We start from the raw sequence: 26,320 nt of genomic DNA, 5'->3' as shown, positions 1-26,320 counted from the left end.
TCAGTGATGATTCATTCGGCCAGTTCGGGTGGCAAACTCCTCGCATCGGGGCGGGCGATGCCCGCGAATGCCCGCAACCGTTCGGTGCCCTTGGCGAAGTGGACACGGAGGGCCCCGAACCTCGCTTCCCGGCCGGTCAACGTCGGAATATGCCGTACGTGCAGGTCGCAGCCGGGGGGCAGTTCTCCAGACAGGACGCCCTCTGAAAGGATGTGGTTGAGATGCACGAGGTAATCGGCAGGACCGATTCCGGCGGTCGCGACGTAGACGGTTCGCGCGACGGGCAGCTGCCGCCCTGGCACCGCAACAACGAAGTCGGGGATATCGGCCAGCGCGTCGCTGCCGCGGAACAGGCAAAGCAGCCGCCGTAGCCACAGCGTCCTGTCCGGAGGCACAGGGGCGATCCAACCGATAGCGCCATCGGCAGAAAGCCAATCGAAGGTGAAACGTCCCGACAATTTCCCGGGGTTGCCGGCCAGGAAAATCGTGCGTGTGAAATTGCGACGCCAGAGCCGGCCAGTGCCTTCGTCCAGCGATTGCGCGAACCGCACGCAACTCTCCGCGAAAGCCCATGGCGCGAACTCGCGCAGGATGGCGATGGCGGCGACGCCCCCGTTCGACTGCCAGTCTGTTGCGGCATCATCCGCGGTTCGCGGCAACTCGTCGCGTTCGAGCCCCGGACAGCCGATGGAAAGGCGCTCCTCAAGCGCGCGTCGCAGTAACTCCTGCGTCAGGTTCACATATACCATCCGTTGCCCCCGTCGATCGGGCCAAAGGGGGCGTGATGTCGCGAGAGCAGGGCGGTGGTGATCCGATAAGGGTCGACGTAACAGTTCCGTCCACCATGCTTACGGAGAAACAGTTCGACGTCCTTTCCGGATGCGCCAACCTTCGTTTGCGCAAGCAGGGCCGCCGCGCGCCGCGTCGAGCGCTCGAGGTGCGTCAGATCGATCGACGTGGATCGGCTCTTGCCGAGCGTGGCGATGAAATAAAGTCGCATGCCAAGTCTGACCGAATCCAGATCGGCAGCACCGAGGCCGCGTGTGATCAGAGCCGACGCCGTGTAGCCGCGCCAGCCGCCGAACCGGGCCGACTGTACGACGCCATCGACGGCCACGCGGCTCAGCGCAACGCGGTGAACGACCGCGCCCAACTGCTCAAGGATCCGCTGCAGCAATACGTGGTCGGCATTGAGCTCCTCATCGTGAATGAGGACGATGTGATCATAATGCGGAATCTGGGGCACGAGATCGCGCAGGAGGTTGGTCAGGTAGTTGACGTGTCCGTCCGGCCCGATGCCGCGGCGAAGCGGCAGGCCGCTGGCGGTGGCGTCGAGATAGAGCGGGCCGCCGGCCGCGCGCAAATCCAGGCAGAGCTCGGTGCTCTTCAGGAGTTCGACCAAGGCCTCGACTGCCATCGAATCCTGGTGGCGCTGCGCCGGCATCAGGTTCTCGATTCCGAGCGAGGCGGCCTGCGCGCTCCAGATGTCGCATAATCGAAGACTGCACGGGTGACACCACTTGCCCCGTTCGACCGCCCGAGCATAGGGAACGAGGGCTTGGTAGGAGGATCTTGAATTCTGGGCATGGTAACGTCGATAGAGTTCGCCGATGTCGTGCTCGTCGCAGCAGTCGAAATTGACTTCATCATGCTCGCGATCGAGGTATTCCCAAAAACCGAGCGTCTGCTCGCTGCCATTCGCGGTCAGGTGACTGTAGAGGCAATGGACGTCGGCGAGCCGCGACGTTGCCTTGAACATGACGTCGACCCAAAGCATGCCCTTGACGTGACTAGGCGTCAGCGGCTTGGTAGGCGTTATCGGTATGGGCGCAAGCAGGATCCTCGCGCGTCTGCCGGTGTCGGACGTCGTCATTGGCCTGGCGTCCCAGTTACTGCAGCGGGAACAAATTTGGACAGCACGGGGAATTCGCCGCTGTCGAGCAATTGCCAGGTTTGCTCCGACACCAGCAATCGATCCTTAGCCTGCGCGGCTCGCACGCCCTTCGAGACGCGGGTCTGCCATTCGTGGAAGAACGCCCTTTGCGTTACGGGCTTGAGCGACAGTGGCTCCATGGCCGCCGATTGCCGTGCTTTCGAATAGCCCGGCGACAGGCGGCCGAGTTCATTGTCGATGCGGGCCGCCAGGCGCCCGGCGACGCCGTCTGGCAATTCGACTTCCGTCCCGACGAGCATCGCGTAGCGCTGCGCTTGTGCCCCGTCCGAGCCGGCCGCCGGCCGGCAGGCAACGTTGGCGACGTCGATGCCGAGCTCACGCGATGCGCGACGAACCGCGGTGACGAAATGAGAATCGCGTAACCGCTCGCCGAGTAGGTTCGATGCGGCGTGACGGCCGGCATATTCGACACGGGGCACGCCTGCGATCCTGTCGACGACGCGGATGACGTCTCCGAGCGCGTAGCGATGGAGCCCGCCGAGATGGCTGATCACCACGTGATATTCTCGGCCGCACTCCATATCGCAGAACTCCAGCGTTTCGCTGTCCGGTCGGATGTCGTGTTCGGCATCGATGAACTCAAATACGGCGTTCGAGACCGCGAGGCAGGACATAGAGGGGTGGAGCGGATCGGCGCAGAGCGCGATCGGTCCCTCCGATGCGGCCAAGGGCGCCGGGACAACCGCGACATCGTCGCCGAAGGCGTGCTTAAGTTTGTCGATGTAGAGCGCGGCGATGCCGCCGGTCCAGCAATAGAGAGTCCTGATGTTCTGCCAGATGTCCTTCGGCTGAAGACCCGAGCGCCCTCGCGCCATCCGGTCGAGTTCCAGGGCTCGCGCCTTGTTCGCCGGAAACGCAACCGAGCCGCCGATGGTCCCGTCGAACATGTCCTTGACGATTGCGGGAAGCCACAGTGCGAGCTGATGAGGAAGCGCTGCCACCGCGGCGGGATTGATGCCGATGACGCATTCGAGATCGTGTTCGGCGGCGATCCGGAGCTTGGCGTAGCTCTTTGCCAGGTCGTTGTCCCAGCGCGGCCCGCCCGGCAAGCTCGTCGACCAGGGCGCCCGGCTGCCGGGCTCCGCCGCGGTCAGCTCGCCAAACGATCGAACAAAATCGACCTGACTTGCGCCCAGGTGCAGACGGCCCGAGTTTGTCAGTGTGACGTCGCTCGATGAGCCCTGCCGGAGGTTCAGCGTTTTGTCGGTGCCGGAAATCGCGCCCGGATATCGCTCGTGCAGCGCGCCGAGCGCGGCGTAGTAGAAGGGAAAGAAGCACCGTGTCATGAACTTCGATGTGACCGGAATGGCCTTGTTGGCCCCCGTGCTCCCGCTGGTCTTGAAGAACAGCACGGGGTCGTCACTCGTCAGAACGTTCGACTCGCCCTCGCAGACCCGCGAGATCCACGGCGCTATCGCATCATAAGTGCGAATCGGGACGGCCTTGCCGTAATCGGTTCGATCCCGAACTCGCGCGAGGTCGTGCTGTCTGCCGAAGGCGGTGTCCTTGCTCTCGGTCAGAATTTCCTCGAGCAGCCGGGTCTGGAACTCGCGTCCTTGATGGAGAGCGTCACGCGCGCGATCGCGCTCCATGGCGACGCGTTCAGTGCAGCGGCGGACGTACTCGTCGGCGGAGATGGCTGTCATGGTCTGTCTTGGAAGCTGGGGGTGGCGTGGCAGTCCGCGGCGTGGGACTCGATTGGAGCTGCCGCCGGCCTTCGGCGAGGAATATTGGACCGGCGCGCGAATCCGATGACTTCCTCGATGTCCCCGATCAGATCGTCTAGGCTGCCGTCTTGGTCGATGATTTCGATCTTCGATGTGGCGGCCTCCTGCAGCATCACCGTACGCAGGTCCTGCTGAAAGCGAACGAAGCCGGGGCGCGTCGGGCTTGTGCCGTAATATTCGAAGCCGTTGAGCAGGCCCCCGTGCTCGCACCGCTGCCAAGCCACCTCCGAATCGACGTCCAGATAGAACACCCGGCTAGGCTGCGGCAGCGCGCGCCACAGCGCGAAGACTTGCTCGTTCGGGATGCCGGCGAGAACACACTTGGCGAGGATTTTGTAATAATAAGAGTCCACGACGACCGGCTTGGTCGCCTTTGCGCTCGCGATTTGGTCGCGAACGAAGACCACGTAGGCATGAAACAGGCTCAGGATGAATTCGGGCGACATCGCGCCGCTTGCCATGCTGGATGAAACCGCGGCGAATGCCTGGCGAAAGCTGCCAGCGAAGGACGGCTGGCCCGACCCTGGGCCGTCGTCATACGAAACCAGATGAACCGAAGCCCGGGCGGACAAGGCCCTGAACAGGGTCGACTTGCCCGCATAGTCGGGGCCTAGCAGGACATAGAAATCAGGATGAGTGGCCGAAGCACGGGGACGGACGATCGTAGATGCGTTTCGCATGGCCTCTAGCTCCCAAGCGGACTTGGCATCTGCCGCCGTCGGCACTGCTCGACAAGCCAGTCGAGCGTGCAGTCCTGCGGGGCGGATCGCATCGCCGCTAACACCTCGTCTCGCGCAATCTCGATATCAAGCCTCCGTCCGATATGACGGCAGACGTCCAGAATATCGACGGGCGTGGCGATCAGATCGTTCAGCAGGCTGGAACAGGGGGCGATCGGCGCTTCGCTGTAGAAGACTTTCTTCGCGATGCTGAGGATCGATGCCGAGATGTGCGTGTCCGAATGATATCCCATCAGTGACATCCGTTCTGTTGAACGCTTCCGGTTCGGTCCTGGATGAACCGGAGCACCTTCTTGAAGACGACATGCCTAGTTCGGACGTTGGTGGATACGATGTGTGTTACGGCGTCGATCGTGTAGAGTTCCTTGTCTGCCGACGAAATCCGCTGGTAGGCGAAATGCGCGTTCTCGACCGGATGAAGGTGGTCGTATTCGGCATGGACGATCAGGCAGGGGGCGTTGACCCGATGCAACTGGGTGCTCAGCCTCGCGCGCAGCCTATTTACGATCTCCCAGGCGCTCGCCGGGCGATACAGTTGGTAGCATCGCCATGGCGTAAGCGAGTGGAGGTTGATACGCCGCGTATTGTCTGGCACCAAATTCAACCACCGGAAAATCGGCATTGATTTCGGCGTCAGATTGATGGGCCAGCGATCGAACGGACGCGGCAGGAACGGCATCCTCGGCGGCGGGGTAAACGGCGTCGAAATGGTGACGATACCCGCTATGTCGAGCCCATCCTCGACGTGCAGGGCCATCGCGACCCGACCGCCGAGGCATTGCCCGACGAGAAACTGCCTGGTGGTCCGCTCCTTCAGCCAGCGATGAGCCCGGCGCGCATCGTCGATCCATTTCGCTGGATTGGCCGATGCGAAGGCCTCGGGCGTGCTGCCGTGCCCTTGAAATAGCGGGCAGATGACGGTGATTCCGTGCGCGGCGAGGAATTCCGCCAATGGACGCATCTCCCACGGCGAGCCGAACGTCGCATGCATCAGAACGACACCGATCTCTCCTGCTTCGATCCGGTAGGTGTGCGCATCGTCCCAGATGTGCACCCGCCCCGCGCGATATTGGCGTGATGGCTTGTAGAATTCGCCACGGTGTGCCGGCACGATATGCCCTACGCCCTGCTTCATGCGAACAACTCCTTGGTCGCCGGGCAACGTTCCGTGGCACGAATCTCACTGGGGCTGCTTGATTGAGAGGAAAGGCCCTGCGCCAGCGTCCGGCTTGCCGGCCGCGCATCTGGCAGATCGATAAGGTCGAGCGCCTCTGCGGCCGAGCGCGAACTCACCCTGCAGAACGACAATATTGCCCTGCCGAGATCGAGATAGCGGCGATCCTTCCAAAGATAGACCAGATGGCAGTAGGCGGCTTCTGCCGATGTCGGCGCCAATCTTCTCGCCTCGTTGGCGTGGCACGCCGCGGCAGCGAAATCGTCGACCGCGGCAGCGCATAGCGCTCGGTAATAGTGCGTGTTTGGATCGCGTTCCGGCGCCCAGTTCAGCGCCTCAGACGCATCGGAGAAACGGCCGCATCTTGCAAGACTGATTGCGAGCAGCAAATTCGTGGACTTGTTTGGCTCCATCCTCGTGTAAACCGCAGTCTCCTCGACGAATCGTCCCTCTTTCCGATAGGTGTCGGCGATCAGAAGTCTGCAATCGTCGATTCGGCGGAAGCTGGGCGATATCCTGAGCAGGTAGCGGCGCGCCTCGCGATACTTGAACACGCTGTGCAGCCGCACGGCGCGGGTATAGAGCCTCGAGTCGTCGAGCGACTGCTCCAGGCAAGACTTGTCGCTTTGCCAAAGCGAGGCATCGAAGTGATCGGATGGTTTGTCGGCAAGAGCCGCAACGAAGCTCATCCGCGTTCCGCGCGATGCGCACGGGCCTCGGTCGGCGCCTTGCAAGGAGCGGCTTCGGCGATATATCTCTGCAGGAATTGCATAGCCGAGGTATGCGCCTGCTGCAAAAAGAGGGACGCGATAGGGCTCGATGAACCGGTCCTCGGTCCGGCGACGATGACGGGCCAATTCGGCTGGCGCCTTCGTATCGGGGCATAGCAACACCATTCGGTTGCGGCTTTCGCCGAGCAGGACAAGAATTCGCAGCTCTCGTTCGCTCTCGCATCGCTCCCAAGCGAGAAGGAACGTCGTTCCCTCCGCGAACGAGCCCTTGACGTATCGGATCATGGCTCTGGTCGAGATCATGGGCGCCTCCGATCGGTGCTTTTGCTCGCACAATGGCTCACAGCATACCTGGCAGCCCAAATTAGTAACCAATCGGAAGGCTCCTCCGAAAGGAGGAGTAATCCGGCGGCCCGACAGGAGGAGCCACCGGACACTCCTCTTACCGGATGGCGCCGCTCTCCCGCACGATGCAGGTTCGCCCTGCAGACCCATCGGTTTGCTCAAACGGGCTTTGCGCCGAAAAATCGCCGGCGCGCTTGTCGAAAGGGAATTCCGAGATGGAAAGTCTTGATACCTTGGCTAACCCGCCGAAAGCGTCTGTCGGAGCGCCGCCTCGAAAGAAGATCGACATCATCTATAATCTGACACTCGTGTGCCAGTGGGACTGCGCGGTCTGCTGCGTCGATGCCGTTCACGTGCGCAAGAAGAACGGGCACGCGATCCTGCGCAGCGAGGGACTCACGAACGAAACCAGGGTTCCCCTCAAGGAGGGCGACGTCGACGTCTACGAGGCTGCGTACCGCTTCCGCGCATCGCAAGGTCTCGAGCTGACGCTGGAGAAGAAGAAACAGGTCATCGACAATCTCTCCGCCTACGATGCCCGCGTCGACATCTCGGGCGGCGACGCGCTTTTGTTGCGCGACAATTTCGAGATGCTGCGTTATGCCTCGCAGAAGCTCGGACGCGACAACGTCTCGCTCACCGCGACCGGAGCCGGATCATCGCGCTACAGCGCTACCGAGCTGGCTCCCTGGATCGACGAGTACAATTTCACCTTTGACGCGGAGTCCATCACCGACGTCGCCAATCGCCCGAGTGGGTATGCGCTGGGCAACCTGAAGAAGGCCGAGGCATTCGCCAGGCTCGGCGCGAAGACCCGCGCCGAACTGCCGCTCACCAAGTCGATCATGTCGGAAGACCACCTCGCGCGCGTTTACAAGCTGTTGCACGAGAAGGGAATCGGCAAGCTCCTGCTCATGCGGCTGTTCCCGGTCGGACGGGGCGGAACGGTGTCGAGCGAGATCCCGACACCGGCCGACTATCAGCGTGCCATCGAAACGATGCGCCGCCTGGAGGCGATCTACAAGACGCCGGTGCTGAAGCTGCAATGCGCGCTGAAGCATCTGGCGAACGTTCAGACGCCCGGCAACCTGAACCCGTGCGATCTCGTGCACGAATCATTCGGCCTGATGGCCAACGGCACGCTGCTGGCGTCGCCTTGGGCGATCGGCGGCGTCGGCCGTCCGCTCGATCCGGTCTGGGTGCTGGGCAATCTAGCGGAAACCCGTATGGAAGACATTCTCGGAGGCGAGAGGGCGCGCGAGTTCGCTCGCAGGTCGGACGAGAATTTCGGACATTGCAAGATTTTCTCGTTTCTCTACGGCACGTCGCCGCGAAAGATGGACCGCATCTTCGAGAAGGCGGACCCACTCTATACGGCACGCCGGCCGGAGCCGGCGAAGGAAGTTTCAGGCCGGGGCGCCAGGACCGCCGACCTGACCGTTCAACCACAATAGGCGGTCGCCCGATGACCCGGCTGGCAACGCGCTTCGCGACACTTCAACTGAAAAACCCGATCATCCTGGGGTCGGGACCGTCGACGGACACGTTCGACGACATCCGCCGGGCTGAAGACGCCGGCGCCGCCGCCGTGATCACGAAGTCGATCGGACGGCACGCGCCGACGCCGTTCCAGCCGACGGATCAGCGCCGCTACAGATGGCAAAAGGGGATCGGTTGCCATCTGAAATCGACCTACTTGAAAGAGATCCTTTCGCTGGAATTCGGCAGCGATCTGGTGCGGCGATCGAAGCAGAGCTGCTCGTTTCCCGTGATCGCGTCGGTGTTCTTTCCCTCGCTGCAAAGTGAGGAGGATATCGAGGTCTGGAAAGCCCTGGTCCGCGCCCAGGAGCTCGCGGGCGCAGACGCGGTCCAACTCGATTTCTTCTACATCGACCTCCGGAAACTGAGCGACGAGCGGATCAGCCAGTTCTGTGCTGCGGTTGGGGCGATCATCGACGCCACTTCGGTTCCGGTATTCCCGAAGCTGAACACCGGCATGGACGAGGATCTCGTGCGCGCCTTGTACGAGCTTGCCCGGACGCCCGGCTACATCATGATCGACTCGATTCGCTGCGAGCCGCTGCTCGACATCGACCGCGCGGGCACTCCGCTGTTCGACGGCCTGCTGCATCGAGACGGCCGATCGATCAGCGTCATCGCTGGCGAGCCGTTGTTGCCCTTCACCCTCTCTTACACTCAGCGGGCGGCGCGAGCGACCTCGCGGCCGCTGTGCTCCGGCGGCGGCCTGTCGAGCGCCGGCCACATCCTGCAATGCATGATGATGGGAGCCGCCTGCGTCCACGTCACGTCCTTCCTGATGCGTCGCGGTCTCGATCAGATTGGTAAGCTCTGCGCCCAGATCGAGCGCAAGCTGGACGAGCTTGGATATGAGAACGTCGAAGCACTGATCGGCGCGTCGCTGCTGCCTTCGCCGATCGTGTCCGAGCGCTTGGTCAGGCCGACCCCGAACCTGGAGCAGCAGGTCAGGCTGATCGAGGAGAAGTGTGTCCATTGCGGAATCTGCGAGAAGCTGCATGTCTGCGAGTCCTTCCTGCAATTTCCCTATCAGTTCGATCACAATTGCGACGGCTGTACGATGTGCGTGGACTTGTGCCCGACGGGAGCACTGGTGCTGGAGCCGCTGAAATCCGCGCCCGCACCGCGGACCGCCGTCATGTCGTCGAGCTAAGTGGCGACGGGCAGGGCTTGGGGAACGAAGGCGATGAAGGCTCACGTCACGAAAGGATGACCCTGATGACAACACCCCAACGTCTCGTGGCACCTCAGTCGAAGGTCGATGCATTCGCCGTCTATCGCGAGTTGCTTCGTAACACCTTGCCCGTCCTCTCCACCAACATGATCGGCCTGGTGGTGGGACTGCTGGAGCTGAAGATTGCTGGCGCGCTCGGTTCGGGTACCCTGGCGGCGATCGCTACGGCCTTTGTCTGGGTGTCGATGGTGCAATCGTTCTCGCTGGCGGCGTTCTGCATCGGAGCGATGCGGGCGACGGCGATGCGGAAGGGGACCGCAGCGCTGTCGGGTGTGCTATCGTCCGCGCTGGTAGGAGGCGCGGCGATCGGCATGTCATTCACGCTTTTCATCGTCACGTTCTGCCGGCCGCTGCTGCTGACGGCCGGATTGCAGGGCAATGCGCTGGACGAAGGGGCCCAGTTCCTCGTCATCACGGCGGCGAGTTTTCCCCCGCTGTTCATGCTCGGTGGGGTCCAGGGCTTCCTGCGCGGCGTAGGCCTGCCTAATCCGGCAAGTTTCATCGTGAATGGTGCGCTCGTCCTTGGACTCGCGCTGGCCGTCCTATTCGCGCATCCGGCATTGCTCGGTTTCGGGTATCAAGGCCTTGCGGCGGCGACCGTTGCTAGCTGCTGGATCGGCGCGCTGATCGCTCTGGTCTATCTTCGCTGGGACCGGACGGTGGCCCACCATCTGACCTGGAGTGTCTGGGGCCACTTCGATCGGTCGATCTTCGGCGATATCCTCCGGATCTCCTACCCCGCCGCGCTGGTCTGGATCGTCGTCGCGGTCACAGCGCTATGCTCCCAGCATTTGCTTGCGGCCTTTGGTCTCAACTATCTCGGCGGTTTCGGTCTCGTGATGCGCCTCGAAACCGTCGTCGGCGTGGTGGCGTCGGCGTTCAGCGCAGGCCTCATCTACGCGGCAACGGAACTGGTGCGAGCCAATCGGACAACCGAAATCGTGTCGGTCAAGCGTAGCCAGCAGCAGCTCCTGCTGATCGCGATCCTGCCGTTCGTCGGGATCTGTCTGGCGCTCCCGACGTGGTGGCCGCGGCTGTTCACGGACGACGCCGAGCTGGTCGCTACGGCGGCGCGCAATGGACAATTCTTCGTCTGCGGTCTGCTGTTCATGGGACTGACGCAGGTCGCCAGCAGCGGACTCATCGCGCTTGGATATCCGCTGCGAATGGTCGCGGTCATCGTCGTGAAGAACATGGTCCTGACCTTGCCGCTGATGTACGGCGTCGAGTATTTTCGCCTTCAGCCGATGCCTGATACCTTGTTTGTAGCGCAGGTGCTCGGCGCGCCGATCGCATGGCTGTTGGCGGAATATGTCCTGAGGAAGTCGATCGTGCTCCATCGGCAGGTTGCCGCCGGAACGGGCTAGGAAGACGTGGCGAATCGCGCGACACGACGGACGCCATCCATGGCTCCACGGGACGGCGTCGGTCCGGTCGGAACGATTGCACATGAAGAACTCATAAGCTAACTTTGCCTCGAGCGACGAGGCGTGATGCGGGCGAATGTTCGATGAATCTCAAGGTGTCACAGCTGATAGATTTTCTCCGACGGGCAAAGATCACCACCTTTGCATCCGATGGACAGCGCTCACCTTCCCTGAGGCCGTACTCGAAGAACTACTCGTTCGACGATCCTCCTTTTCATTATGAGGATCAGTATTTTGGAGAATATGTCGACGTTGGACAGGAAATCGTCTGGTTCAACGGCATTCCGGTCTGGGGCATGGGCTATCGCGGGGGTACCCACGCTTGGGCCTATCCAAATCACGTCGCGATATTCGAGTTTCTCCGCGAAGCCTTGCGCGAGCCAGATCCGGTGATCCCGATCCGCGGCCCGACGACGCTTTTTCGCGATCCGTTCTTCTACACATGCTTGCTCAACGGCTCCTTGCTGGCCTTTACCGGTACTGAAACTGTTTATTGGAACGGGAAGCCTGCCGCTTTCCGCAGCCTGGTAGGCGGGGTCATCAGGGGCAAGCACAGCGTCGACATGCGGATTGAAGAAGATCTGCCTCTCAGATTCGTGGGCGATCAGGAACTGGAAGATCTGAGTGAATGGCACAAATTCTCGACTAACAGTGAATGTGGACAGACCTGAGCAACGGTCACTTCCGATAATAACTGTTGGACAGAATGTGCACAGCCTCGGCCCGATTCGATGCGTTGATGACTCGCAGGATCATCGAGACGTGACTCTTCACGGTGCTTTCGGCGATATTGAGTTGGCGGGCAATGACCTTGTTCGGCTTGCCGGCGATCAGGTGCTCCAGCACGTGGATCTCGCGATTGCTCAGGCCGAGCTTGCGCACATGGTCGACCTGCTTGGACGAAAGGGTTGAACCCAATCCCGCGGAGCTTTGCAGTGCGGACGCGGTCATGATGAGTTCCTTCGGAACGAACACGCCGCCATCCAGGACGAAGAGAAGGGCCTGCCAGATCTGGTCGGGCATGTAATTCTTGGGGATGAAGCCCATCGCGCCAAGGCTCAGGGCGCGCGACATTGAATCCATGTTTCGGTCGCCGGAGAACACCACAACCGGTGCGCCGGGGAATTTGGATCTGAGTTCGAGGATCAGGTCGACACTGTCGCTTTCGCCGAGAACGCCGTCGAGGATGATCAGATCGACCTCTGGCTTGCTTTGGACGATCCGATCGATCTCATCACGGCTGCCGGCGGTGAGGAGGGTGGATGCCGACTGGACTCGAGAGAGCAGCATTCTCATGCCCTCGGCTACAATCGGATGATCATCTATGAGAAGGATCTCATATCCCACGGAGGCAAACCTTATACGACGCCCTGTTGCAAGGCGCTCTCAGCGGGGAAGACGGAGTTGTTGGGCGCAATAAGGCGCGATTGCCGAAGGCTCTCGTTGGGCTGGCGGGCCAGCTTTGCCGTTGCGCGACTCTCCCCCCGGTTTGCTTTCATCAGTCGTCCGTGATGCAGAGTCGTCCTGCGGTGGCGCGAATGCCAATTCTGATCCGAAAAATCGGCGTGAAGCAACCTCAAGTGGCAGCGCAGACCGTACTTTTTCATTTGAAAGTGAACGATTGGCCATAGATCGAAGGACAACAGAAATCCCCAGCGTGCGGAATTGTCGCGGCGATCGCGGCAGGCGCTACGACGATCGTCCTTCTCCCGCTGCCACTATGGGAGTTGCGGGAAATCAAATTCTTCCAATAAATTCAATAGGAAGCCAGCCAGTTTACCGGGCACGAGCGAAGGTTTGCGGCAATGCTTTGGGTTCGTTCTTCCAGGCCCCGATCACCACGGCCGGGATCATCGGCCGGATGCAGTGCAGGGCTCGGCAATTCTGCAATAGCGGGTGCCGGCCACATGGATCGGCACCCCCTCCTGTTGGACGCCGAGCACGGAAGACGATCTTCCCCTGGTTGCAATTGCGAAAAAATCTACCATGGGATATTGCGACATCAGTCGTCCGGCCGGGAAAACAAGAGACCGGAAACAAATTACCAAAGACGCCTGCGGACGCCGAAGCCGGTTACAGGACCCGTGATCGCGAAGACGCGGATAGCTCGAAGATCCAACTGCATAGAGGCCGCCGTGGATACATCTAACGGAAAGCTGCGGTGCCTTTGGCTGTTTCCTATCCTCTACCTCGGCTATGTCATCGTAAACACGACATTGCATCTCGTCCCATCGGGCGCCTCGGCGGCCATTACGATCATGTTGCTGGCAGGTTTCGCCTTGTTTCATGGCTTACGACGATACGAGCCGAAGGAGCTCGCTGCGTTTGCGGCTATCACCTTCGTTGCAAGCAACCTGTACGAAAATCTGAGCGTCCTGACGGGATTTCCGTTCGGCTTCTACCATTACTCGGAGAGCTTGGGTCCCAAGCTATTCCATGTCCCCGTGCTCATTGCGCCGGCGTATCTTGCCGCTGGCTACCTTGCCTGGACGCTCGCTGCGGTGTTGCTCGGGATATTTGATCGGCAGCAAGACAACGGCGATTTGTACAGGCAATCATTCGTTGCAGGTTTTGTCCTGACCATGTGGGATCTGACGTTGGATCCGGTCGCCGCAACCATTCAACGCCAGTGGATCTGGCATCAGGGCGGCAGCTACTTCGGTGTTCCCATTGTGAACTTCGCGGGTTGGCTCCTGTGCGCGCTGACCATGTTTGTCTGTTTCTCTCTCTATCTCGCGCGAAGCCCGGTCAAGCCCGGATTTCCATTACGCTCCAGCCAACCTCGTGCCTACTGGTATCAAGGCGTTGCGATGTACGCTGTCCTTGGCTTGATGCGTCCAATTCTCGCGCTGACCGTCGAAAGCGAGCCGGTCACCGATGCAACGGGGCAAGTCTGGCAAACCGGGCAGATATATCAGGCCGTGACGCTGGTGACGTGTTTCACCATGTGGTTCGTGGCCCTCCTTGCGGCGCTGCTCATCGGTCGCACCGTCGGGAGCCACGACGGCCGCACTCTCGGCTAATTGCGCGGCTTGTTGCACCTGCCGGGTCGGTCAGTGACGTCGTACGCGTCCTGCAGGGAGCGGCCGATATTCGTGCTTGCTATCGAAGCCGAACTATGTCGCGGTTGCTGTAAACCTCAGAATTTCGTTGGTCAGCCCAGTATCCGTAGTGTTGATGGCGCAAACTGGCGAGGTATGGCTGTGCTGCGGCAAGACGACGGCGCGAACGCAGCGACGTTCGGTTCTGCAAAGACTGTTTCTCAGTAGATCAAACTGCTGTTCGAAGATCGGAGGGTCGAGTTCGGTGCTCACAATCAGCAACGGCGTTGTGGTCTTCAACAGCCCGGCAAGCGAGGATCGCGCTCCGTAGGTTGTGATGTCGTCTCCGAAATAGACGCTGAGGCTCTCGACTGCCGGCAGATTGCCGAGATCGTAGAGGCCCGACACCAAGATTGCTCCTGCCAGTCCATCGCCGTCGGGACCGTGAAACTCAGGATGCGAAAGAAAGCTCGCAACATGCACTGCACCTGCCGAGGTCCCCATCAAGTAGACGCGGGCTGGATTGCCGCCGTGCGAGGCGATGTTGGCGGTGACCCAGCGGACGGCTGCGGCCATATCCTCCGGGCCTGCCGGCCAGGGGAATTCCGGTGCAAGCCTGTACGTGGTGTTGACGCCAACGAATCCGTTCTTGACCGCCCAGAGCATGACATTGTCATAAAACGGGCTGCCCGCCGTGCGCTTGTCGCCGCCGGTAAAGCCGCCACCATGAACAAAAATGAGGACAGGGCGCGGACCGGAGGGGGCTTCAGCAGTGAAAACATCAAGCCGGTTGCGCTCGCCGGGGCCGTATCTCAAATCACGTTCGGCCTTCATCCCCGTGTAAGGTTCGGGCTGATGCAGCGGCGCGTAGAGCTCAGTAGTTCTGGGCGTTTCGATGATTCGTCCGATCTCCTTGAGCTTGTCTGCGATGTCAGCAGGAACCTGCCGTGCGAGCGACGTCTCAGGGGTGATGCTCGGCGCTATGTCCATCGAGTGATCTCGTCCGGAATTCATCAGATTCGTTGATGCGCGCGTCCAACAAGCCTACCGCACGCTCTGGTAGTTCGCAACTGGAGAGAGATCATTTATCAAAACGCTCGTTAAAGCAGGAAGGAGAATAGCGCGGCTGCGATTGCCATAGTTTCCCGGCTGCGCGAAAACCAGCGTGCACGAGATTTGCGCAGGACCGTTTCTCGATCGTCTCGTTTCGCCAACCTCGAAGAGCTTGGATGGGGCGCCGCCTCATCGAGAAAGATCAACAACTAGAAGATGCTCATTCCGTTTGAGCAGGCATCGAATCGCAACTTGAACCGAGTGCTGTTTCTCTCGACGGGCTCTTCGTTCGTCGACAGCCGCGCGTCCTCGTGGCGAGGATTGCCGGATGCGGGGGACACCGCCGAAGCCTGCCTAGACTGCATTGCGGTCGGGCGATTTGGGCTGATGGCTTGACTTGAAGGCCGCCTTTGCCCGCTCACGCAGGCGCTGGAAGACCACGTAGAGCATCGGCACGATGAATATTCCGATCGAGCTTGCGGCCAGCATGCCGGCGAAGACGGCGGTGCCGACGGCGCGCCGGCTGAGCGCGGCGGCGCCGGTTGCGATCACGAGCGGCAGGAGGCCCAGGATGAAGGCCGCCGAGGTCATCATGACGGCGCGAAAGCGCATATGTGCGCCCTGGATCGCGGCCTCGTCGAGCGGCACGCCGGCCTCGCGTTGCTCCTTGGCGAACTCGACGATCAGGATGCCGTTCTTGGCGGCAAGCGCGATCAGGACGACGAGGCCGATCTGACCGTAAAGATCGAGATTGAGGCCGGCTATCTTGATGCCGAGATAGGATCCGAGCACGCCGACGACGACCGAGAGCAGCACGGGGATCGGGATCACGGTGCTTTCATAGAGCGCGACCAGGAATAGATAAGCGAAGAGGACGGCGAGCATAAGCACGATGCCGGTCTGGCCGGCCGCCTGCTGTTCCTGGTAGGCGGTGCCGGTCCACGCGAAACCGTAACCCGACGGCAGAACATCCTCCGAGATCTGCGTCATGGCGGCGATCGCGGCCCCGGAGGAGGTGCCCGATGCCGGGCTGCCGTTGACGGTCACCGAACGATAGTTGTTGTAGCGGGTGATGACCTGCGGTCCGGTCACGATCTTGAGGCCGGCGAGGGACCGTAACGGCACCATCTCACCCGAGCTGTTACGCACATGGATGCGCCAGACATCCGACGTATCGGCGCGATCGAATGCTTCACCTTGCAGATTGACCTGCCAAGTGCGACCGAACAGGTTGAAGTTGTTGACGTAGATGCCGCCGAGCGTGGCCTGGAGCGCCGTAAAGATGTCGTTGACGGTGACGCCCAGCGCCTGGGCCTTGCGGCGGTCAATATCGAGATAGAGCGATGGATTGGTCGCCGTGAATGTCGAGAACACACGCGCGAGCCGAGGATCGGCATTGGCCGCGCCGATCAACGCGTTCGTGACGCTGGAGATCGCGGCCGGAGCCTGACCTTCCAGGGCCTGCAATTGATATTCGAAGCCACCGCCGGTGGAGAGCCCGATGATCGGCGGCAGGTTGAACGGCAGCACGTTGGCTTGCCGGATCTGCGTGCCGGCGGCGAAGGTCTTGGCGATCAGCGCCTGTGCGGAATCCGTTGCCGTCTTGCGGTCGGCGAACGGCTTCAGTCGCGCCACCACGAGTGCACTGTTCGGCTCGGAGGCTCCGTCGAGCAGGGAAAAGCCGATCACCGCAAGGACGTGGTCGACGGCCGGCATCTGTTTCAAGATGTCCTCGATCTGCCGGGTGGTCTCGCTGGTCCGAGCCACCGATGCGCCGTCCGGCAGCTGAACCGAGGTGAAGAAGGCGCCCTGGTCCTCCTCGGGCAGGAAGCCCGTCGGGGTCACCAGCGACAGGCCGAAGATTCCTGCAGCAAAGGCGGCCACCAGCAGCAGCGACAAGGCTGCCATGCGCACGAGCCGGCGGACCGCGCCGCTGTAGCGATCGCGCACCCAGTCGATGCCGGTCAGCATGCGGCCGATGATGCCGCGGCGCTGTCCTGTGTGACGCAGCAGCAGCGCGCAGAGGGCCGGCGACAGCGTCAGGGCATTCAATGCCGAGATCATCATGGCGGCGCTGATCGTCACCGCGAATTGGCGGAACAGCGTGCCCGAGATGCCGGGAATGAAAGCGATCGGTACGAACACCGAGAGCAGCACCAGCGTGATCGCGACGATCGGCGCGGTGATCTGGCTCATGGCTTTCTTGCTGGCCTCGGCCGGAGACAGATCAGGCTCCTCCGCCATGACACGCTCGACATTCTCGACTACGACAATGGCGTCGTCAACCACGATGCCGATCGCGAGCACCATTGCGAGCAGGGATACGGTGTTGGCGGAATAGCCGAGCGCGAGCAGAACGGCGAAGGTGCCTATGAGGCTTACCGGGACTGCGACGGCCGGAATCGCGGTGGCCCGCATGTTTCCGAGAAACAGATACACCACGATCACAACCAGGACGAAGGCCTCGCCCAATGTCCACAGCACCTCCGTGATCGTGTCCCGGACGAAGGTGGTGGAGTCGTATTGCACGAGATAACCGAGCCCTGCCGGAAACCGGCCGGACAGCCGCTGCATCGTGTCCGCGACCGCGCGCGCGGTGGTCACTGCATTGGCGCCGGGGGCGAGGTAGATCGCAATCGGAACGGCGGCCCGCCCGTCGATCCGGGCTTCGCTGTCGAGATTTTGCGCGCCCAGCTCGACGCGGGCGACGTCCTTGACCAGCAGCGAGGATCCGTTCGGCTCGGCGCGCAGCACGATGTTGGCGAATTGATCGACGGTGGCGAGGCGGCCCATCGTCTGCACGTTGAACTGGAACTGCTGATCGTCGCTGATCGGCCGTGCGCCAATGCGGCCGACGGGAGCCTGGACGCTCTGTGCGCGAATGGCGGCAATCACGTCCGAGGGGGTCAGGTTGAGGCTGGTGAGGCGCTGCGTATCGAACCAGATCCGCATCGAATAATTCATCCTGGCGAACAGATTGGCCTGGCCGACACCCGGCGTGCTCGCAATCGCGTCCAGCACGTTGATGATGGCGTAATTGGTGATGAAGAGCGGGTCCTGCCGACCATCTGCGCTGTAGAGCACCAGGAACTGCAGGATCGAAGAGGATCGCTTCTGGACGGTCACGCCCTGCTGTTGCACTTCCGTGGGCAATTGCGACAATGCGCTCTGAACGCGATTATTGACGTTGACCGTGTTGATGTCGGGATTGGTTCCGAGCGCAAACGAAACCGTCAGCGTATAGCTGCCGTCGTTGCCGCTGATCGATTTCATATAGAGCGCGCGGTCGACGCCGACCACCTGCGCCTCCAACGGCTGGGCGACGCTGCTCTCCACGACCTCGGCGGAGGCGCCGGGAAAGTTTGCGGCTACGGTGACCTGCGGTGGCACGATATCGGGAAACTGCGCCACCGGGATCTGCGTGAGCGCCAGCGCGCCGGCGATGGTGATGACAAAGGCGATCACCATCGAAAGACGTGGCCGGTCGACGAAGACGCTCGATATCATTGGTTGCCGCCCTTGGGGATTCGGGGCAGGGGCGCGCGCCCTCCTTGCGGAGTCGCCTCGCCGGTTGAATCCTTCATGCTCGACAAGATCAGCGGACTTGCCGGCTCTGGAGAGACGATTTGGCCGGCGCGAACGCGCTGCAAACCTTCCGCGATCACCTTGTCACCGGCCGTCAATCCGCTGATGACGGCAGCGATCGTGGGAGTCGATTGCCCAAGCTGAATGCGCCGCTGCTCCGCCTTGTCGTTTGCGCCGACGACGAGAACGTAGTCGCCGCGCTGGTCGGACAGCACTGCTGAGCGCGGGATCGCCAGCACCTCGATAGGCTGGACTCCTTCGAGGACGACGGTGACGAATTCGCCGTTGGTGAGTTCGTGGACGGTAACGCCTGCCGCCGAGGGAGCGCGCAGGATCGGGTTGGCGATCTCTCCGCGCACCGTGATCGTGTCGGTGTTCTGGGCGATGGTGTTGTCGACGAAATTCAGCTTGCCGGATTGCCCATACATGTGCCCGTCGGGCAGCCGCAATCGGATCGTCACCGCTTCGAGGCCGCCTTGGGGCCGTAGCGTTCGCGCAGCTCGAGCCCCTGGCGCAGGGGCACCGGGAACGTGACATACATTGGATCCTGGCTGACGATCGTGGTCAGCACGCCTGAACTCGGACCGACGATGTTGCCTTCCGTCACGGCCGTGCGTCCGATCTTGCCGTCGATCGGCGCGCTGATGATGGTGTAGTCGAGGTTGATCTGTGAGGCCTGGACTTGGGCCTGCGCGGCTTTGACTTGGGCCTCGAGGCTGCGCTGGCTCGCGAGCGCGGCATCGTAGGTCGATTGCTGCCCGGCCGGTCCGCCAAGCAGAGTGCGCGCGCGCTCGGTGGTCAATTTGGCATTCTCGAGCGTCGCTTCGAGCTGCGCCACCTGGGCCTGCTTGGCGGCGACATCGGCCTCGAACGGGCCGCGTTCGAGCCGGTAAAGCTGCTGGCCTTTCCTGATTTCCGCGCCCTCGGTGAACAGCCGCTGCTCCAGAAAAGCGGTGGCGCGAGCGGCAATGTTGACCTGGTTGATGGCCTCGATCCGGCCGAGAAACTCACTGCTCTCGGTGATCGGCCGCTGTGCCGCTTCGACGACGCCGACGGCAGGCGCGGGTGGGGCAGGCTGCGGCCGCGCGGGTTCGCCGGCCAACAATGTCGCAAGGCTCGCCGCCAGCAGTCCGAGCCGGACGTCAGCAAGGTTCATTCGTCCGCTCCTTGCTCCAGGCTCGGAACTGCCGGCGTCAGACCTCCGCCGTTCGACGGGCGGTGCTAGTCCCGCGCGGTTCGGTTGCTGCGCGCCGGCTCGTCGTAGCCCTTGCGATGGCTGTAGAACATCAGCGCGATCAGGCCGCAGCCGAGCACCAGAACGAGGATCGCAGCCGCCGCCAGCACGATGTTCCCGTAAGGCGGCATCGAGGGCGTCGCCCTCCAGACTGACAGGCAGAACCAGCTCGCGCCGAGGAAAAGAACTGCCAGCACGGCGACGAGGAGCCATTGGTTCTTGTTGCGTACCATGTCCTCATCCCCTTCGGACTACCAGCGCCAACCGCAGTGACGGCGCCCACGATGCCACCAGCAAACCCAGCGTCGGCGTCGGCGCGGTCGCGGGCCCCAGCCAGGATGAGACGGGCCCCAGCCGGGTCGCGGCGGAGGTCCCCATTGCATCGGGATGGCGCGATCCTCCGGTGCCCGGCCGGCCCGAGAGAGATCGGGATCGACCGGCATTGCGTCCGCAACACCGATGAGGTGCGCGCCGGATGCTCCGATCGCGGCGGCGGCAAAGGCGTTCATCGCAAGGCTGAGGAAGACGCGGCGACTGGGAGCATCCATGGTTGTTCTCTCCTCTGTTATGCGGTCGTTCGCACCGACTGCAGCGCATAGAGCAGCCATGCCAGGCCATGGGCAATCAGGTCGACGCCCAACAAGAAGCCGAGAGCCCAAGCGCTGATGGTGGGGAAGCCGAACAGGACCAGCACGCCGGCGATCACCGCGAAGACGCCCGAGATCAGCATCATCCATCCATTCTGCCGCCAATAGGCAAAGCTCAGCACGCATCGAATGACACCCGAAGCGAACAGCACCGCGCCGAGGAAATAGGTCAGGATCAGCGCGCCCGAGACCGGCTGGGTGAGCAGCACGACGCCGAAGGCGAGGTAGAGCGCGCCGAGCACGACTTGCCAAAGGAACCCGCCCCATCCCTTGGTCCAGAAGGCGTGGGCAATCTCGAATGCGCCGGCAGCGATCGCAGTGAGCCCGATGAGCTTGACACTGACGACGGTGGCGAAGGCAAGGTCGCCGAGCGCGAACAGGCCAGCGGCGATCAGAACGACGCCGAGGAGCGCACAAACCCACAGCGGCGGAGCAACCACGGCATCGAGACTCCTGCGACTGTCATAGACTGTCATGCGATCCTCCTGGGCAGTCACGGCCCGATCGAGCATGCATCGGATCCTAGCTTCGAACACCCGACGCCGACATCGGACGAAACCCTGAGCGGCGGGGCGGGAATGTTCTCATTCTCTCCCTGCGCGGACCGGCATCAACAGCAGACCGAACCGCGGGACCGAGACGGCGGGATCAGAGCCCGCCTCGCGGTCCCAATGTCAGATGAGTCACGCCAGCCGCGAGATTGAGCCCGATCGAGCGTTCGACCGAGATCGGCTGCAGCATCACGCTCCTTCGCGAGCCGCCGATCAGGACGTTGGCGCCGAGGCCGGGACCGAATGCAAGATTGCCGCTCGCGCCGACGTAACTGCCGCGCAACGTGCCGGGGCCTATCCGCGAGTTCCTGGCGAAGACCGCCCAGGATAGCGCGCCGGCGCTGGTCACGCCGATATCGACGCCGACGCGCCGTATCCGTCCCTCGTAGACGTACTGCCGGGGCGGGCGCAGCGCGTTGAACACGCAACGCAGCGCCTGCGTCGATCCAAGCACCAGTCCGACGCGCGGCTCCGAGAAGCACAGCAGCCTGCCGACCCTGAATCTCTCGGCTTGCGCGGGCGAGGTGACGGCGCAAAGAACGACGGATGCGCCGATGGCGGCAAGACATCGCAACGTTCGCATTCAATCCTCCTGCTGGTTCGTGATGTCCCTGGTGCTCTGCGAGGGGCGGCCGTCCTGGCGCCACCAGAACGAGATGGCGAGGCCAATCAGCAGCACAGCCCCGAGCAGGAAGAAGAAGATGGATTGCTTCAGCCAGGATATCGCCGGAACGGCGGCGCCCATCGCAAGGCCAAGGAAGGCGATCTGCAACGACAGCAGGCTCAGGCCCGCAAGGAACGTGCCGAGCGCGAGCAACGTCAGCAGGACGAGCCCCGTTGCAGGGGTCGGAAGCAATTGCTGCACGCCGGAGACCAGCATGATGTTCATCGTGATCAGGACCGCGATCCAGTGCAGGGCCTGCGTCCAGATCAGCCGAATCTGGCCCTCCTTGCCCTCGATCTCCGGCCACTTAGTGACAACGCAGACCACGCCGATGGCGAGCGCCAGGAACTCCCAATAGCCGGTCAACGGCTGGTGCGAGACGTTTGTGTAGGCAACGCCGACGATGGCGAGCAGCAGCGCGACGACATAGGGAAGTTGCTGCCACAGGAAACGGGCCGTTGTCGAACGCGCCGGGGCATCGTTCGAATGCGCTTCGAACTCGCTCATGACTGCTCACTCGCAATCGATCGTGGCTTGGGATCGCCACCCAGATAGTCCTCGACATAAAACCTGACGATCGCAACCCGACCGATCGCAACCAGCGGCATCGCGACCGCGACGCCCATGACGCCGAACTGAGCGCCGAGAAGGACGATCGCAACCAGTGTCCACGCCGGCGGGGTCTCGACCGCCTGGCGCTGGATCAGTGGGCCGATCACGTAGCCTTCAATCGACTGGATGATGGTGTACACGGCGACCGCCCAGATCAGGAGCGATGCGCCGAGCGGCATCGCGACGAGCGCGATCGGGATCGCGGCAACGATCGGCCCGAGATAGGGAATGAAGTTCGATAGACCGGCCTGAAGTCCAAGCACGAAGGGACCGGGCAGCCCGATGAGATAGAGCGCGAGCCACACGCATAACGTCATCAGCATGATGCGGATCAATTGTCCGACGAACCACAGCCGCATGACATTTCCCATCTCGTCCATCACGGCGCGCGCACGGGCGCGATGGGAATGTCTGACCAGCGCGATCACGCTTTCGCGGTGGCCGGTGGGATCGAAAGCGAACAGAATGCCGAGGAACAGGATCACCAGCACGGCGGTCAAAAGGCTCGATGCTCCGCCGAGCAGAAATTGAGCGTGGCTGAAGAACCGGCCCTGATCGGCGAACAGCCATTGTGCAAAGTCGCGGCCCCATTCCGGGCCGAGCAGGTCCACGCCATACGACAGCAGGTGCTCTTGGAGCAGATCAACCTGCGCATCCATCACTTTCAGAAGCAGGCGCGTCTGTTCCGGCAGCTTGCGCGCGCCCCAGGCGAGGCCGAAACAAGAGAGCGCGGACAGAAGCAAGACAACGAGCGTCAACCGCCAGGCTCGTTTGAGCGGAAGGACCGGTGCCAAAGCTCGCGCCAAGGCGTCCAGAAAGGCGGCGAACAACACCCCGGCAAAGACAATCAGAAGGCTGGAGACCATTTGCCAGATCAGGAATAAAGCGACGCCGGCGGCGAGCAGGGTGAGACCGACGGCCAGCAGACTTGGCCGTCCGGCCTCCCCGGGCTCGTCGGCAGCGGTCTCGTGCCGAGGGAGCTCTCGGTATTTTTCGGAGCGCATGCCGGAATCGCTGTCAGGTTGATCCATTGAAGGGGCCACTACGATATCTCAGGTGCGAAGGCGGCGGCTGCCATAGTGCGGGTGTCTGCCGCCGCGATGACGCCAGTACCGGTGCTTCGTCGGATTGGTGTTGGTGTTCGGGGGCGCCTCCTTTTTGGATGTAGCGGTGCCGGTCTCCTTTGCCATCGCCGCGCTGTCGTCCTTCGATTGCGCGAGCGTGACGGTGGGCGGCGCCGCGACGGCCAGCAACCCGGCAAGGAGCAAGCTGCAATGCGTGATCGTCATGGTCATGTTCGCCTCCCTACAATCAAAGACGCCGGGTCAGATCGAAAGGGCACCGACGGCGAGCCCATAGACTCCGCCGCCCGCCGCGATTGCGACCGCCGCAAACAGGATGGCTTCGGTTCTCGTGAACGTGCTTTCCTTGCGCTCGCGTTTGGCCATCAGGAACAGCAAGGTTCCGGGCGCGTAGAGGATCGAGGACAGCAGGAGAAACTTCGGTCCGCCGGCGTAGATCATCGCGGCGGCGTAGAGCGTCGCAACGGCACCGCGGATCCAATCGGTCGTGCGGGCGCGCTCGCCGACGTAATAGGTCTCGCCGGTCGATGCGAGCTTGAGGCCATAGGCCGCGACGAGAACGTAGGGAAGCAGCGTCATCGCACTCGTCATCTTCAGTGCGAGCGTGAAGGCATATTCGGCGAACCAGCTGACGAGCAGGAATGCCTGGATCACACAGTTGGTCAGCCAAAGCGCACCGACAGGCACCTTGTTCGCATTCTCACGCGCGAGAAACGACGGCATCGTGTGGTGCATCGCCGCCGAATGCAGGATCTCCGCAGCGAGCAGCGACCAGGACAGATAGTTGCCGAGGATCGAGATCAACAGGGCCAGGCTGATGAACACGCTGCCCCAGCGCCCGACCATTGATTCCATCACGCCTGCCATCGACGGCGTCGAAAGACCCGCCAGCTCGTTCCGCGGCAACACGCCGTAGGACAGCAGCGTCACCAGGACGAGCAGGCAGAGAACGCTCAGAAAGCCCACCACCGTCGCAATGCCGATGTCGGCGCGATTCCTGGCGTAGCGCGAATAGACGCTCGCACCTTCGACGCCGACGAACACGAATACGGTAAGCAGCATCGTAGAGCGAACCTGGCTCAGCACCTGTCCGAGACTCGGCGGCTCCGTTCCCCAGAAATTCTGCACCAACAGGTCGCGATCGAGCACGAACGCGGCCACGACGATGAACAGGAGTATCGGAACGATCTTTGCGAAGGTTGCAATCGTGTTGAGCCTGGCCGCGCCCCTGATGCCCCGCAGCACGAGAAAGTGCACACTCCACAAAAGCAGTGTCGCCGATGCAATGGCCGTCGGCGTCGTGCCGTCGCCAAAGATCGGAAAAAACTGCCCGAGTGTGGCCTTGATCAGAATGAGACAGGCGACGTCGGCAAGACAGCAGCCGATCCAATAGCCGGCCGCCGACGCAAATCCGATGTAGTCGCCAAATCCGGCTTTGGCGTAGGCGTAAATGCCGGCATCCAGCTCCGGTTTGCGCTGCGACAGCGACTGGAATACGAGCGCGAGCATGAGCATGCCCGACCCTGCGATGATCCATGCGATGATCGCACCGAAGGCGCCAGTGGCACGCCCGAACGCCGCCGGCAGGGCGAAGATGCCGGATCCCACCATCGATCCGATCACAAGCGCGATCAACGCGTTGCGCGAAAGCTCTTGATTGGCCTCGTTCGACGAAGACGCCATGACGGAGGATGGCCTCCCAATCCGCAGCGCGGTGCTGGTCGCATCTGCCGACCGCCCCATGCGGACGACCTTAGAAGTGTCTGCCGCATGCGCACATCAGGGATTCTCTGTAGGAGGTGAGGGCAGAAAAATCAGCCGCCGCCCGGGGCTCCGCAAGCCGTCTGCGGCGGGCTGGCCACAAGCACGACGCTGCCGCGGCAGAATTCACCGGCCTTGGCGAGCTCGGCGGCGAGGCGTCTGGCGTGCAGGATGGCTGCATCCTGATCTCGGCAGTCCTGTCCGATCCCGTCGGGGACGAGGCCGTATCTGTCGGCGATGTGAAAGAAGAAGCGCATGGCATTGGGTTAGATCGCGACCCACCCGGCTTCCAAGTGACAAAGCTGTAAGGAGCGTACGCCAAAGGGCTTAGACGTAGTTCCAAGCTCTCGCATCGGTAATGTGCAGCATCCCTGCGATGCCCCCAGTTGCGACAAAGAAGGGTAATTTCCACGGGCGGCGCTCGGGGGATTGTCCGATGCCGTTCCGGAAGCCCAAGGATTAGTGTCGCCTCCCTCGGCGAAGTCCAGAGGAGGCGGATGTGTCAAATTTCGATCAGAATCTGACTGCGGCAGAGACGACTGGCGGCGCGTTTGCGGTGGATGCTGGCCTGCATGAGTACATGCTGCGAATCTACGCGCACATGGCCGCGGGCGTCGGCTTGACCGCCGTCGTGGCTTGGCTGACCTACCAGCTCACCGGCCCGGCGCTGCTGCAGAGCCCATTGATGTGGGTCTTCATTCTGGCGCCGCTGGGGCTTGTTTTCTTCATCGGCTCGCGCATCAATACGCTGTCCGTGTCGACGGCACGGCTGCTGTTCTTCCTCTACGCCGCCTTGGTCGGCGTATCGCTCTCGACGTTGTTCCACATCTACACGAACTCGTCGATTGCCCGGGTCTTCTTCATTGCGGCCGCGAGTTTCGGAGCGCTCAGCGCCTTCGGGTATACGACGCGACGCGATCTCTCCGGGCTCGGCACGTTCCTGTTCATGGGGTTGATCGGCGTCATCATCGCAAGCTTGATCAACATCTTTCTGTCCTCGAGCACGCTCGATTGGCTGATCTCGATCGTTGGCGTCGGCGTATTTGCCGGGCTTACGGCCTACGACACGCAGCGCATCAAGGCGATGTACGACAGCGCGGATGACCATACCTCTGCGGGTCGCAAGTCGGTCATCGCGGCGCTGTCGCTCTATCTGAATTTCATCAACCTCTTCATGATGCTGCTGCGGCTTGCGGGCGGCAGGCGCTGAGACAGGGAGGAA

The 26,320-nt window shown here is 62.2% G+C and carries 23 protein-coding genes and 1 pseudogene; 5 read left to right on the top strand and 19 right to left on the bottom strand.

The genetic code is table 11. The features are described from left to right. Positions 1-11: 11 nt before the first annotated feature. From RAD04_RS35655 to RAD04_RS35625, 7 genes are read right to left on the bottom strand one after another with little or no spacing between them, the layout of a single operon-like run. Positions 12-740, bottom strand: coding sequence for a DUF6182 family protein (locus RAD04_RS35655; RefSeq protein ID WP_461627520.1), 729 nt, complete (start codon positions 738-740; stop codon positions 12-14). Then, positions 737-1,873: a hypothetical protein gene (locus RAD04_RS35650; RefSeq protein ID WP_461627519.1), complete on the bottom strand. Its 1,137-nt coding sequence runs from the start codon at positions 1,871-1,873 to the stop codon at positions 737-739. Before RAD04_RS35650 ends, RAD04_RS35655 begins: the two co-directional genes overlap by 4 nt. After that, the gene (locus RAD04_RS35645) at positions 1,870-3,600 is read right to left on the bottom strand and encodes a GH3 family acyl-acid amido synthetase (protein ID WP_461627518.1); all 1,731 of its coding nucleotides are present in this window, start codon (positions 3,598-3,600) and stop codon (positions 1,870-1,872) included. The genes RAD04_RS35650 and RAD04_RS35645 overlap by 4 nt, the downstream gene beginning before the upstream one ends. Then, positions 3,597-4,361: a hypothetical protein gene (locus tag RAD04_RS35640; protein ID WP_461627517.1), complete on the bottom strand. Its 765-nt coding sequence runs from the start codon at positions 4,359-4,361 to the stop codon at positions 3,597-3,599. The genes RAD04_RS35645 and RAD04_RS35640 overlap by 4 nt, the downstream gene beginning before the upstream one ends. Positions 4,362-4,366: 5 nt before the next feature. Continuing rightward, complete coding sequence (locus RAD04_RS35635; RefSeq protein ID WP_461627516.1) at positions 4,367-4,654, bottom strand: hypothetical protein; 288 nt, start codon at positions 4,652-4,654, stop codon at positions 4,367-4,369. Beyond that, a complete protein-coding gene (locus RAD04_RS35630; RefSeq protein ID WP_461627515.1) occupies positions 4,654-5,556 on the bottom strand; it encodes an alpha/beta hydrolase in 903 nt (300 codons plus the stop codon). Before RAD04_RS35630 ends, RAD04_RS35635 begins: the two co-directional genes overlap by 1 nt. After that, positions 5,553-6,629 carry a hypothetical protein gene (locus RAD04_RS35625; RefSeq protein WP_461627514.1) on the bottom strand — a complete coding sequence of 359 codons (1,077 nt, stop codon included), beginning with the start codon at positions 6,627-6,629 and terminating at the stop codon, positions 5,553-5,555. Before RAD04_RS35625 ends, RAD04_RS35630 begins: the two co-directional genes overlap by 4 nt. A gap of 1,336 nt (positions 6,630-7,965) precedes the next feature. Here RAD04_RS35625 and RAD04_RS35620 point away from each other — a divergent pair. The 3 genes from RAD04_RS35620 to RAD04_RS35610 all read left to right on the top strand — a co-directional run bounded on the left by RAD04_RS35620 (position 7,966) and on the right by RAD04_RS35610 (position 11,539). Next, positions 7,966-9,360 carry a hypothetical protein gene (locus RAD04_RS35620; RefSeq protein WP_461627513.1) on the top strand — a complete coding sequence of 465 codons (1,395 nt, stop codon included), beginning with the start codon at positions 7,966-7,968 and terminating at the stop codon, positions 9,358-9,360. Positions 9,361-9,377: 17 nt separating this feature from the next. Then, positions 9,378-10,808, top strand: a complete 1,431-nt coding sequence (locus tag RAD04_RS35615; RefSeq protein ID WP_461627512.1) for an MATE family efflux transporter — start codon at positions 9,378-9,380, stop codon at positions 10,806-10,808. A gap of 143 nt (positions 10,809-10,951) precedes the next feature. Further along, entirely contained in the window at positions 10,952-11,539 is a 588-nt protein-coding gene (locus tag RAD04_RS35610; RefSeq protein ID WP_461627511.1) for a DUF5680 domain-containing protein, read from the top strand. Between the two features lie 7 nt (positions 11,540-11,546). Here the strand turns inward: RAD04_RS35610 and RAD04_RS35605 are convergent, their stop codons facing one another. Then, a complete protein-coding gene (locus tag RAD04_RS35605; RefSeq protein WP_461627510.1) occupies positions 11,547-12,215 on the bottom strand; it encodes a LuxR C-terminal-related transcriptional regulator in 669 nt (222 codons plus the stop codon). A 788-nt stretch (positions 12,216-13,003) separates the two neighbouring features. On the opposite strand from RAD04_RS35605, the gene RAD04_RS35600 reads away from it, so the two are divergent. Further along, positions 13,004-13,891 carry a carotenoid biosynthesis protein gene (locus tag RAD04_RS35600; RefSeq protein WP_461627509.1) on the top strand — a complete coding sequence of 296 codons (888 nt, stop codon included), beginning with the start codon at positions 13,004-13,006 and terminating at the stop codon, positions 13,889-13,891. A 93-nt stretch (positions 13,892-13,984) separates the two neighbouring features. On the opposite strand, the gene RAD04_RS35595 is transcribed toward RAD04_RS35600, so the two are convergent. The 11 genes and pseudogenes from RAD04_RS35595 to RAD04_RS35545 all read right to left on the bottom strand — a co-directional run bounded on the left by RAD04_RS35595 (position 13,985) and on the right by RAD04_RS35545 (position 25,355). Beyond that, positions 13,985-14,899, bottom strand: coding sequence for an alpha/beta hydrolase (locus RAD04_RS35595; protein WP_461627508.1), 915 nt, complete (start codon positions 14,897-14,899; stop codon positions 13,985-13,987). A 417-nt stretch (positions 14,900-15,316) separates the two neighbouring features. Beyond that, entirely contained in the window at positions 15,317-18,469 is a 3,153-nt protein-coding gene (locus RAD04_RS35590) for an efflux RND transporter permease subunit (protein WP_461627507.1), read from the bottom strand. After that, positions 18,466-19,703 (bottom strand): annotated as a pseudogene (locus RAD04_RS35585) (efflux RND transporter periplasmic adaptor subunit). Before RAD04_RS35585 ends, RAD04_RS35590 begins: the two are co-directional and overlap by 4 nt. A gap of 65 nt (positions 19,704-19,768) precedes the next feature. Continuing rightward, positions 19,769-20,014 carry a hypothetical protein gene (locus RAD04_RS35580; RefSeq protein ID WP_461627506.1) on the bottom strand — a complete coding sequence of 82 codons (246 nt, stop codon included), beginning with the start codon at positions 20,012-20,014 and terminating at the stop codon, positions 19,769-19,771. 332 nt (positions 20,015-20,346) lie between these two features. Next, the gene (locus RAD04_RS35575; RefSeq protein ID WP_461627505.1) at positions 20,347-20,904 is read right to left on the bottom strand and encodes an HdeD family acid-resistance protein; all 558 of its coding nucleotides are present in this window, start codon (positions 20,902-20,904) and stop codon (positions 20,347-20,349) included. A gap of 172 nt (positions 20,905-21,076) precedes the next feature. Beyond that, a complete protein-coding gene (locus RAD04_RS35570; RefSeq protein ID WP_461627504.1) occupies positions 21,077-21,562 on the bottom strand; it encodes a DUF992 domain-containing protein in 486 nt (161 codons plus the stop codon). Beyond that, positions 21,563-22,150: a hypothetical protein gene (locus RAD04_RS35565; RefSeq protein WP_461627503.1), complete on the bottom strand. Its 588-nt coding sequence runs from the start codon at positions 22,148-22,150 to the stop codon at positions 21,563-21,565. After that, on the bottom strand, positions 22,147-23,259 hold the full coding sequence (locus RAD04_RS35560; protein ID WP_461627542.1) for an AI-2E family transporter: 1,113 nt from the start codon (positions 23,257-23,259) through the stop codon (positions 22,147-22,149). The genes RAD04_RS35565 and RAD04_RS35560 overlap by 4 nt, the downstream gene beginning before the upstream one ends. A gap of 48 nt (positions 23,260-23,307) precedes the next feature. Beyond that, a complete protein-coding gene (locus tag RAD04_RS35555) occupies positions 23,308-23,550 on the bottom strand; it encodes a hypothetical protein (protein WP_461627502.1) in 243 nt (80 codons plus the stop codon). A 30-nt stretch (positions 23,551-23,580) separates the two neighbouring features. Continuing rightward, on the bottom strand, positions 23,581-25,020 hold the full coding sequence (locus RAD04_RS35550) for a basic amino acid/polyamine antiporter (RefSeq protein ID WP_461627501.1): 1,440 nt from the start codon (positions 25,018-25,020) through the stop codon (positions 23,581-23,583). A 131-nt stretch (positions 25,021-25,151) separates the two neighbouring features. After that, positions 25,152-25,355 carry a DUF6894 family protein gene (locus RAD04_RS35545; RefSeq protein WP_461627500.1) on the bottom strand — a complete coding sequence of 68 codons (204 nt, stop codon included), beginning with the start codon at positions 25,353-25,355 and terminating at the stop codon, positions 25,152-25,154. A gap of 242 nt (positions 25,356-25,597) precedes the next feature. Here RAD04_RS35545 and RAD04_RS35540 point away from each other — a divergent pair, with 242 nt between their 5' ends. Further along, positions 25,598-26,308: a Bax inhibitor-1/YccA family protein gene (locus RAD04_RS35540; RefSeq protein ID WP_461627499.1), complete on the top strand. Its 711-nt coding sequence runs from the start codon at positions 25,598-25,600 to the stop codon at positions 26,306-26,308. Positions 26,309-26,320 lie beyond the last annotated feature (12 nt).

It is taken from the genome of Bradyrhizobium sp. 25ACV (assembly GCF_054863005.1).
Note: the sequence above shows the minus strand (reverse complement) of the source record. Positions and strands in the feature narration are given on the sequence as shown.

Bases quoted from the DNA above. Each gene is read 5' to 3' on its own strand.
- RAD04_RS35595 (WP_461627508.1), bottom strand. From the start codon at position 14,899: ATGGACATAGCGCCGAGCATCACCCCTGAGACGTCGCTCGCACGGCAG.
- RAD04_RS35640 (WP_461627517.1), bottom strand. From the start codon at position 4,361: ATGCGAAACGCATCTACGATCGTCCGTCCCCGTGCTTCGGCCACTCAT.
- RAD04_RS35565 (WP_461627503.1), bottom strand. From the start codon at position 22,150: ATGAGCGAGTTCGAAGCGCATTCGAACGATGCCCCGGCGCGTTCGACA.
- RAD04_RS35610 (WP_461627511.1), top strand. From the start codon at position 10,952: ATGAATCTCAAGGTGTCACAGCTGATAGATTTTCTCCGACGGGCAAAG.
- RAD04_RS35560 (WP_461627542.1), bottom strand. From the start codon at position 23,259: ATGCGCTCCGAAAAATACCGAGAGCTCCCTCGGCACGAGACCGCTGCC.
- RAD04_RS35590 (WP_461627507.1), bottom strand. From the start codon at position 18,469: ATGATATCGAGCGTCTTCGTCGACCGGCCACGTCTTTCGATGGTGATC.
- RAD04_RS35570 (WP_461627504.1), bottom strand. From the start codon at position 21,562: ATGCGAACGTTGCGATGTCTTGCCGCCATCGGCGCATCCGTCGTTCTT.
- RAD04_RS35650 (WP_461627519.1), bottom strand. From the start codon at position 1,873: ATGACGACGTCCGACACCGGCAGACGCGCGAGGATCCTGCTTGCGCCC.
- RAD04_RS35550 (WP_461627501.1), bottom strand. From the start codon at position 25,020: ATGGCGTCTTCGTCGAACGAGGCCAATCAAGAGCTTTCGCGCAACGCG.
- RAD04_RS35635 (WP_461627516.1), bottom strand. From the start codon at position 4,654: ATGGGATATCATTCGGACACGCACATCTCGGCATCGATCCTCAGCATC.
- RAD04_RS35580 (WP_461627506.1), bottom strand. From the start codon at position 20,014: ATGGTACGCAACAAGAACCAATGGCTCCTCGTCGCCGTGCTGGCAGTT.
- RAD04_RS35645 (WP_461627518.1), bottom strand. From the start codon at position 3,600: ATGACAGCCATCTCCGCCGACGAGTACGTCCGCCGCTGCACTGAACGC.
- RAD04_RS35575 (WP_461627505.1), bottom strand. From the start codon at position 20,904: ATGACAGTCTATGACAGTCGCAGGAGTCTCGATGCCGTGGTTGCTCCG.
- RAD04_RS35555 (WP_461627502.1), bottom strand. From the start codon at position 23,550: ATGACCATGACGATCACGCATTGCAGCTTGCTCCTTGCCGGGTTGCTG.
- RAD04_RS35630 (WP_461627515.1), bottom strand. From the start codon at position 5,556: ATGAAGCAGGGCGTAGGGCATATCGTGCCGGCACACCGTGGCGAATTC.
- RAD04_RS35545 (WP_461627500.1), bottom strand. From the start codon at position 25,355: ATGCGCTTCTTCTTTCACATCGCCGACAGATACGGCCTCGTCCCCGAC.
- RAD04_RS35625 (WP_461627514.1), bottom strand. From the start codon at position 6,629: ATGATCTCGACCAGAGCCATGATCCGATACGTCAAGGGCTCGTTCGCG.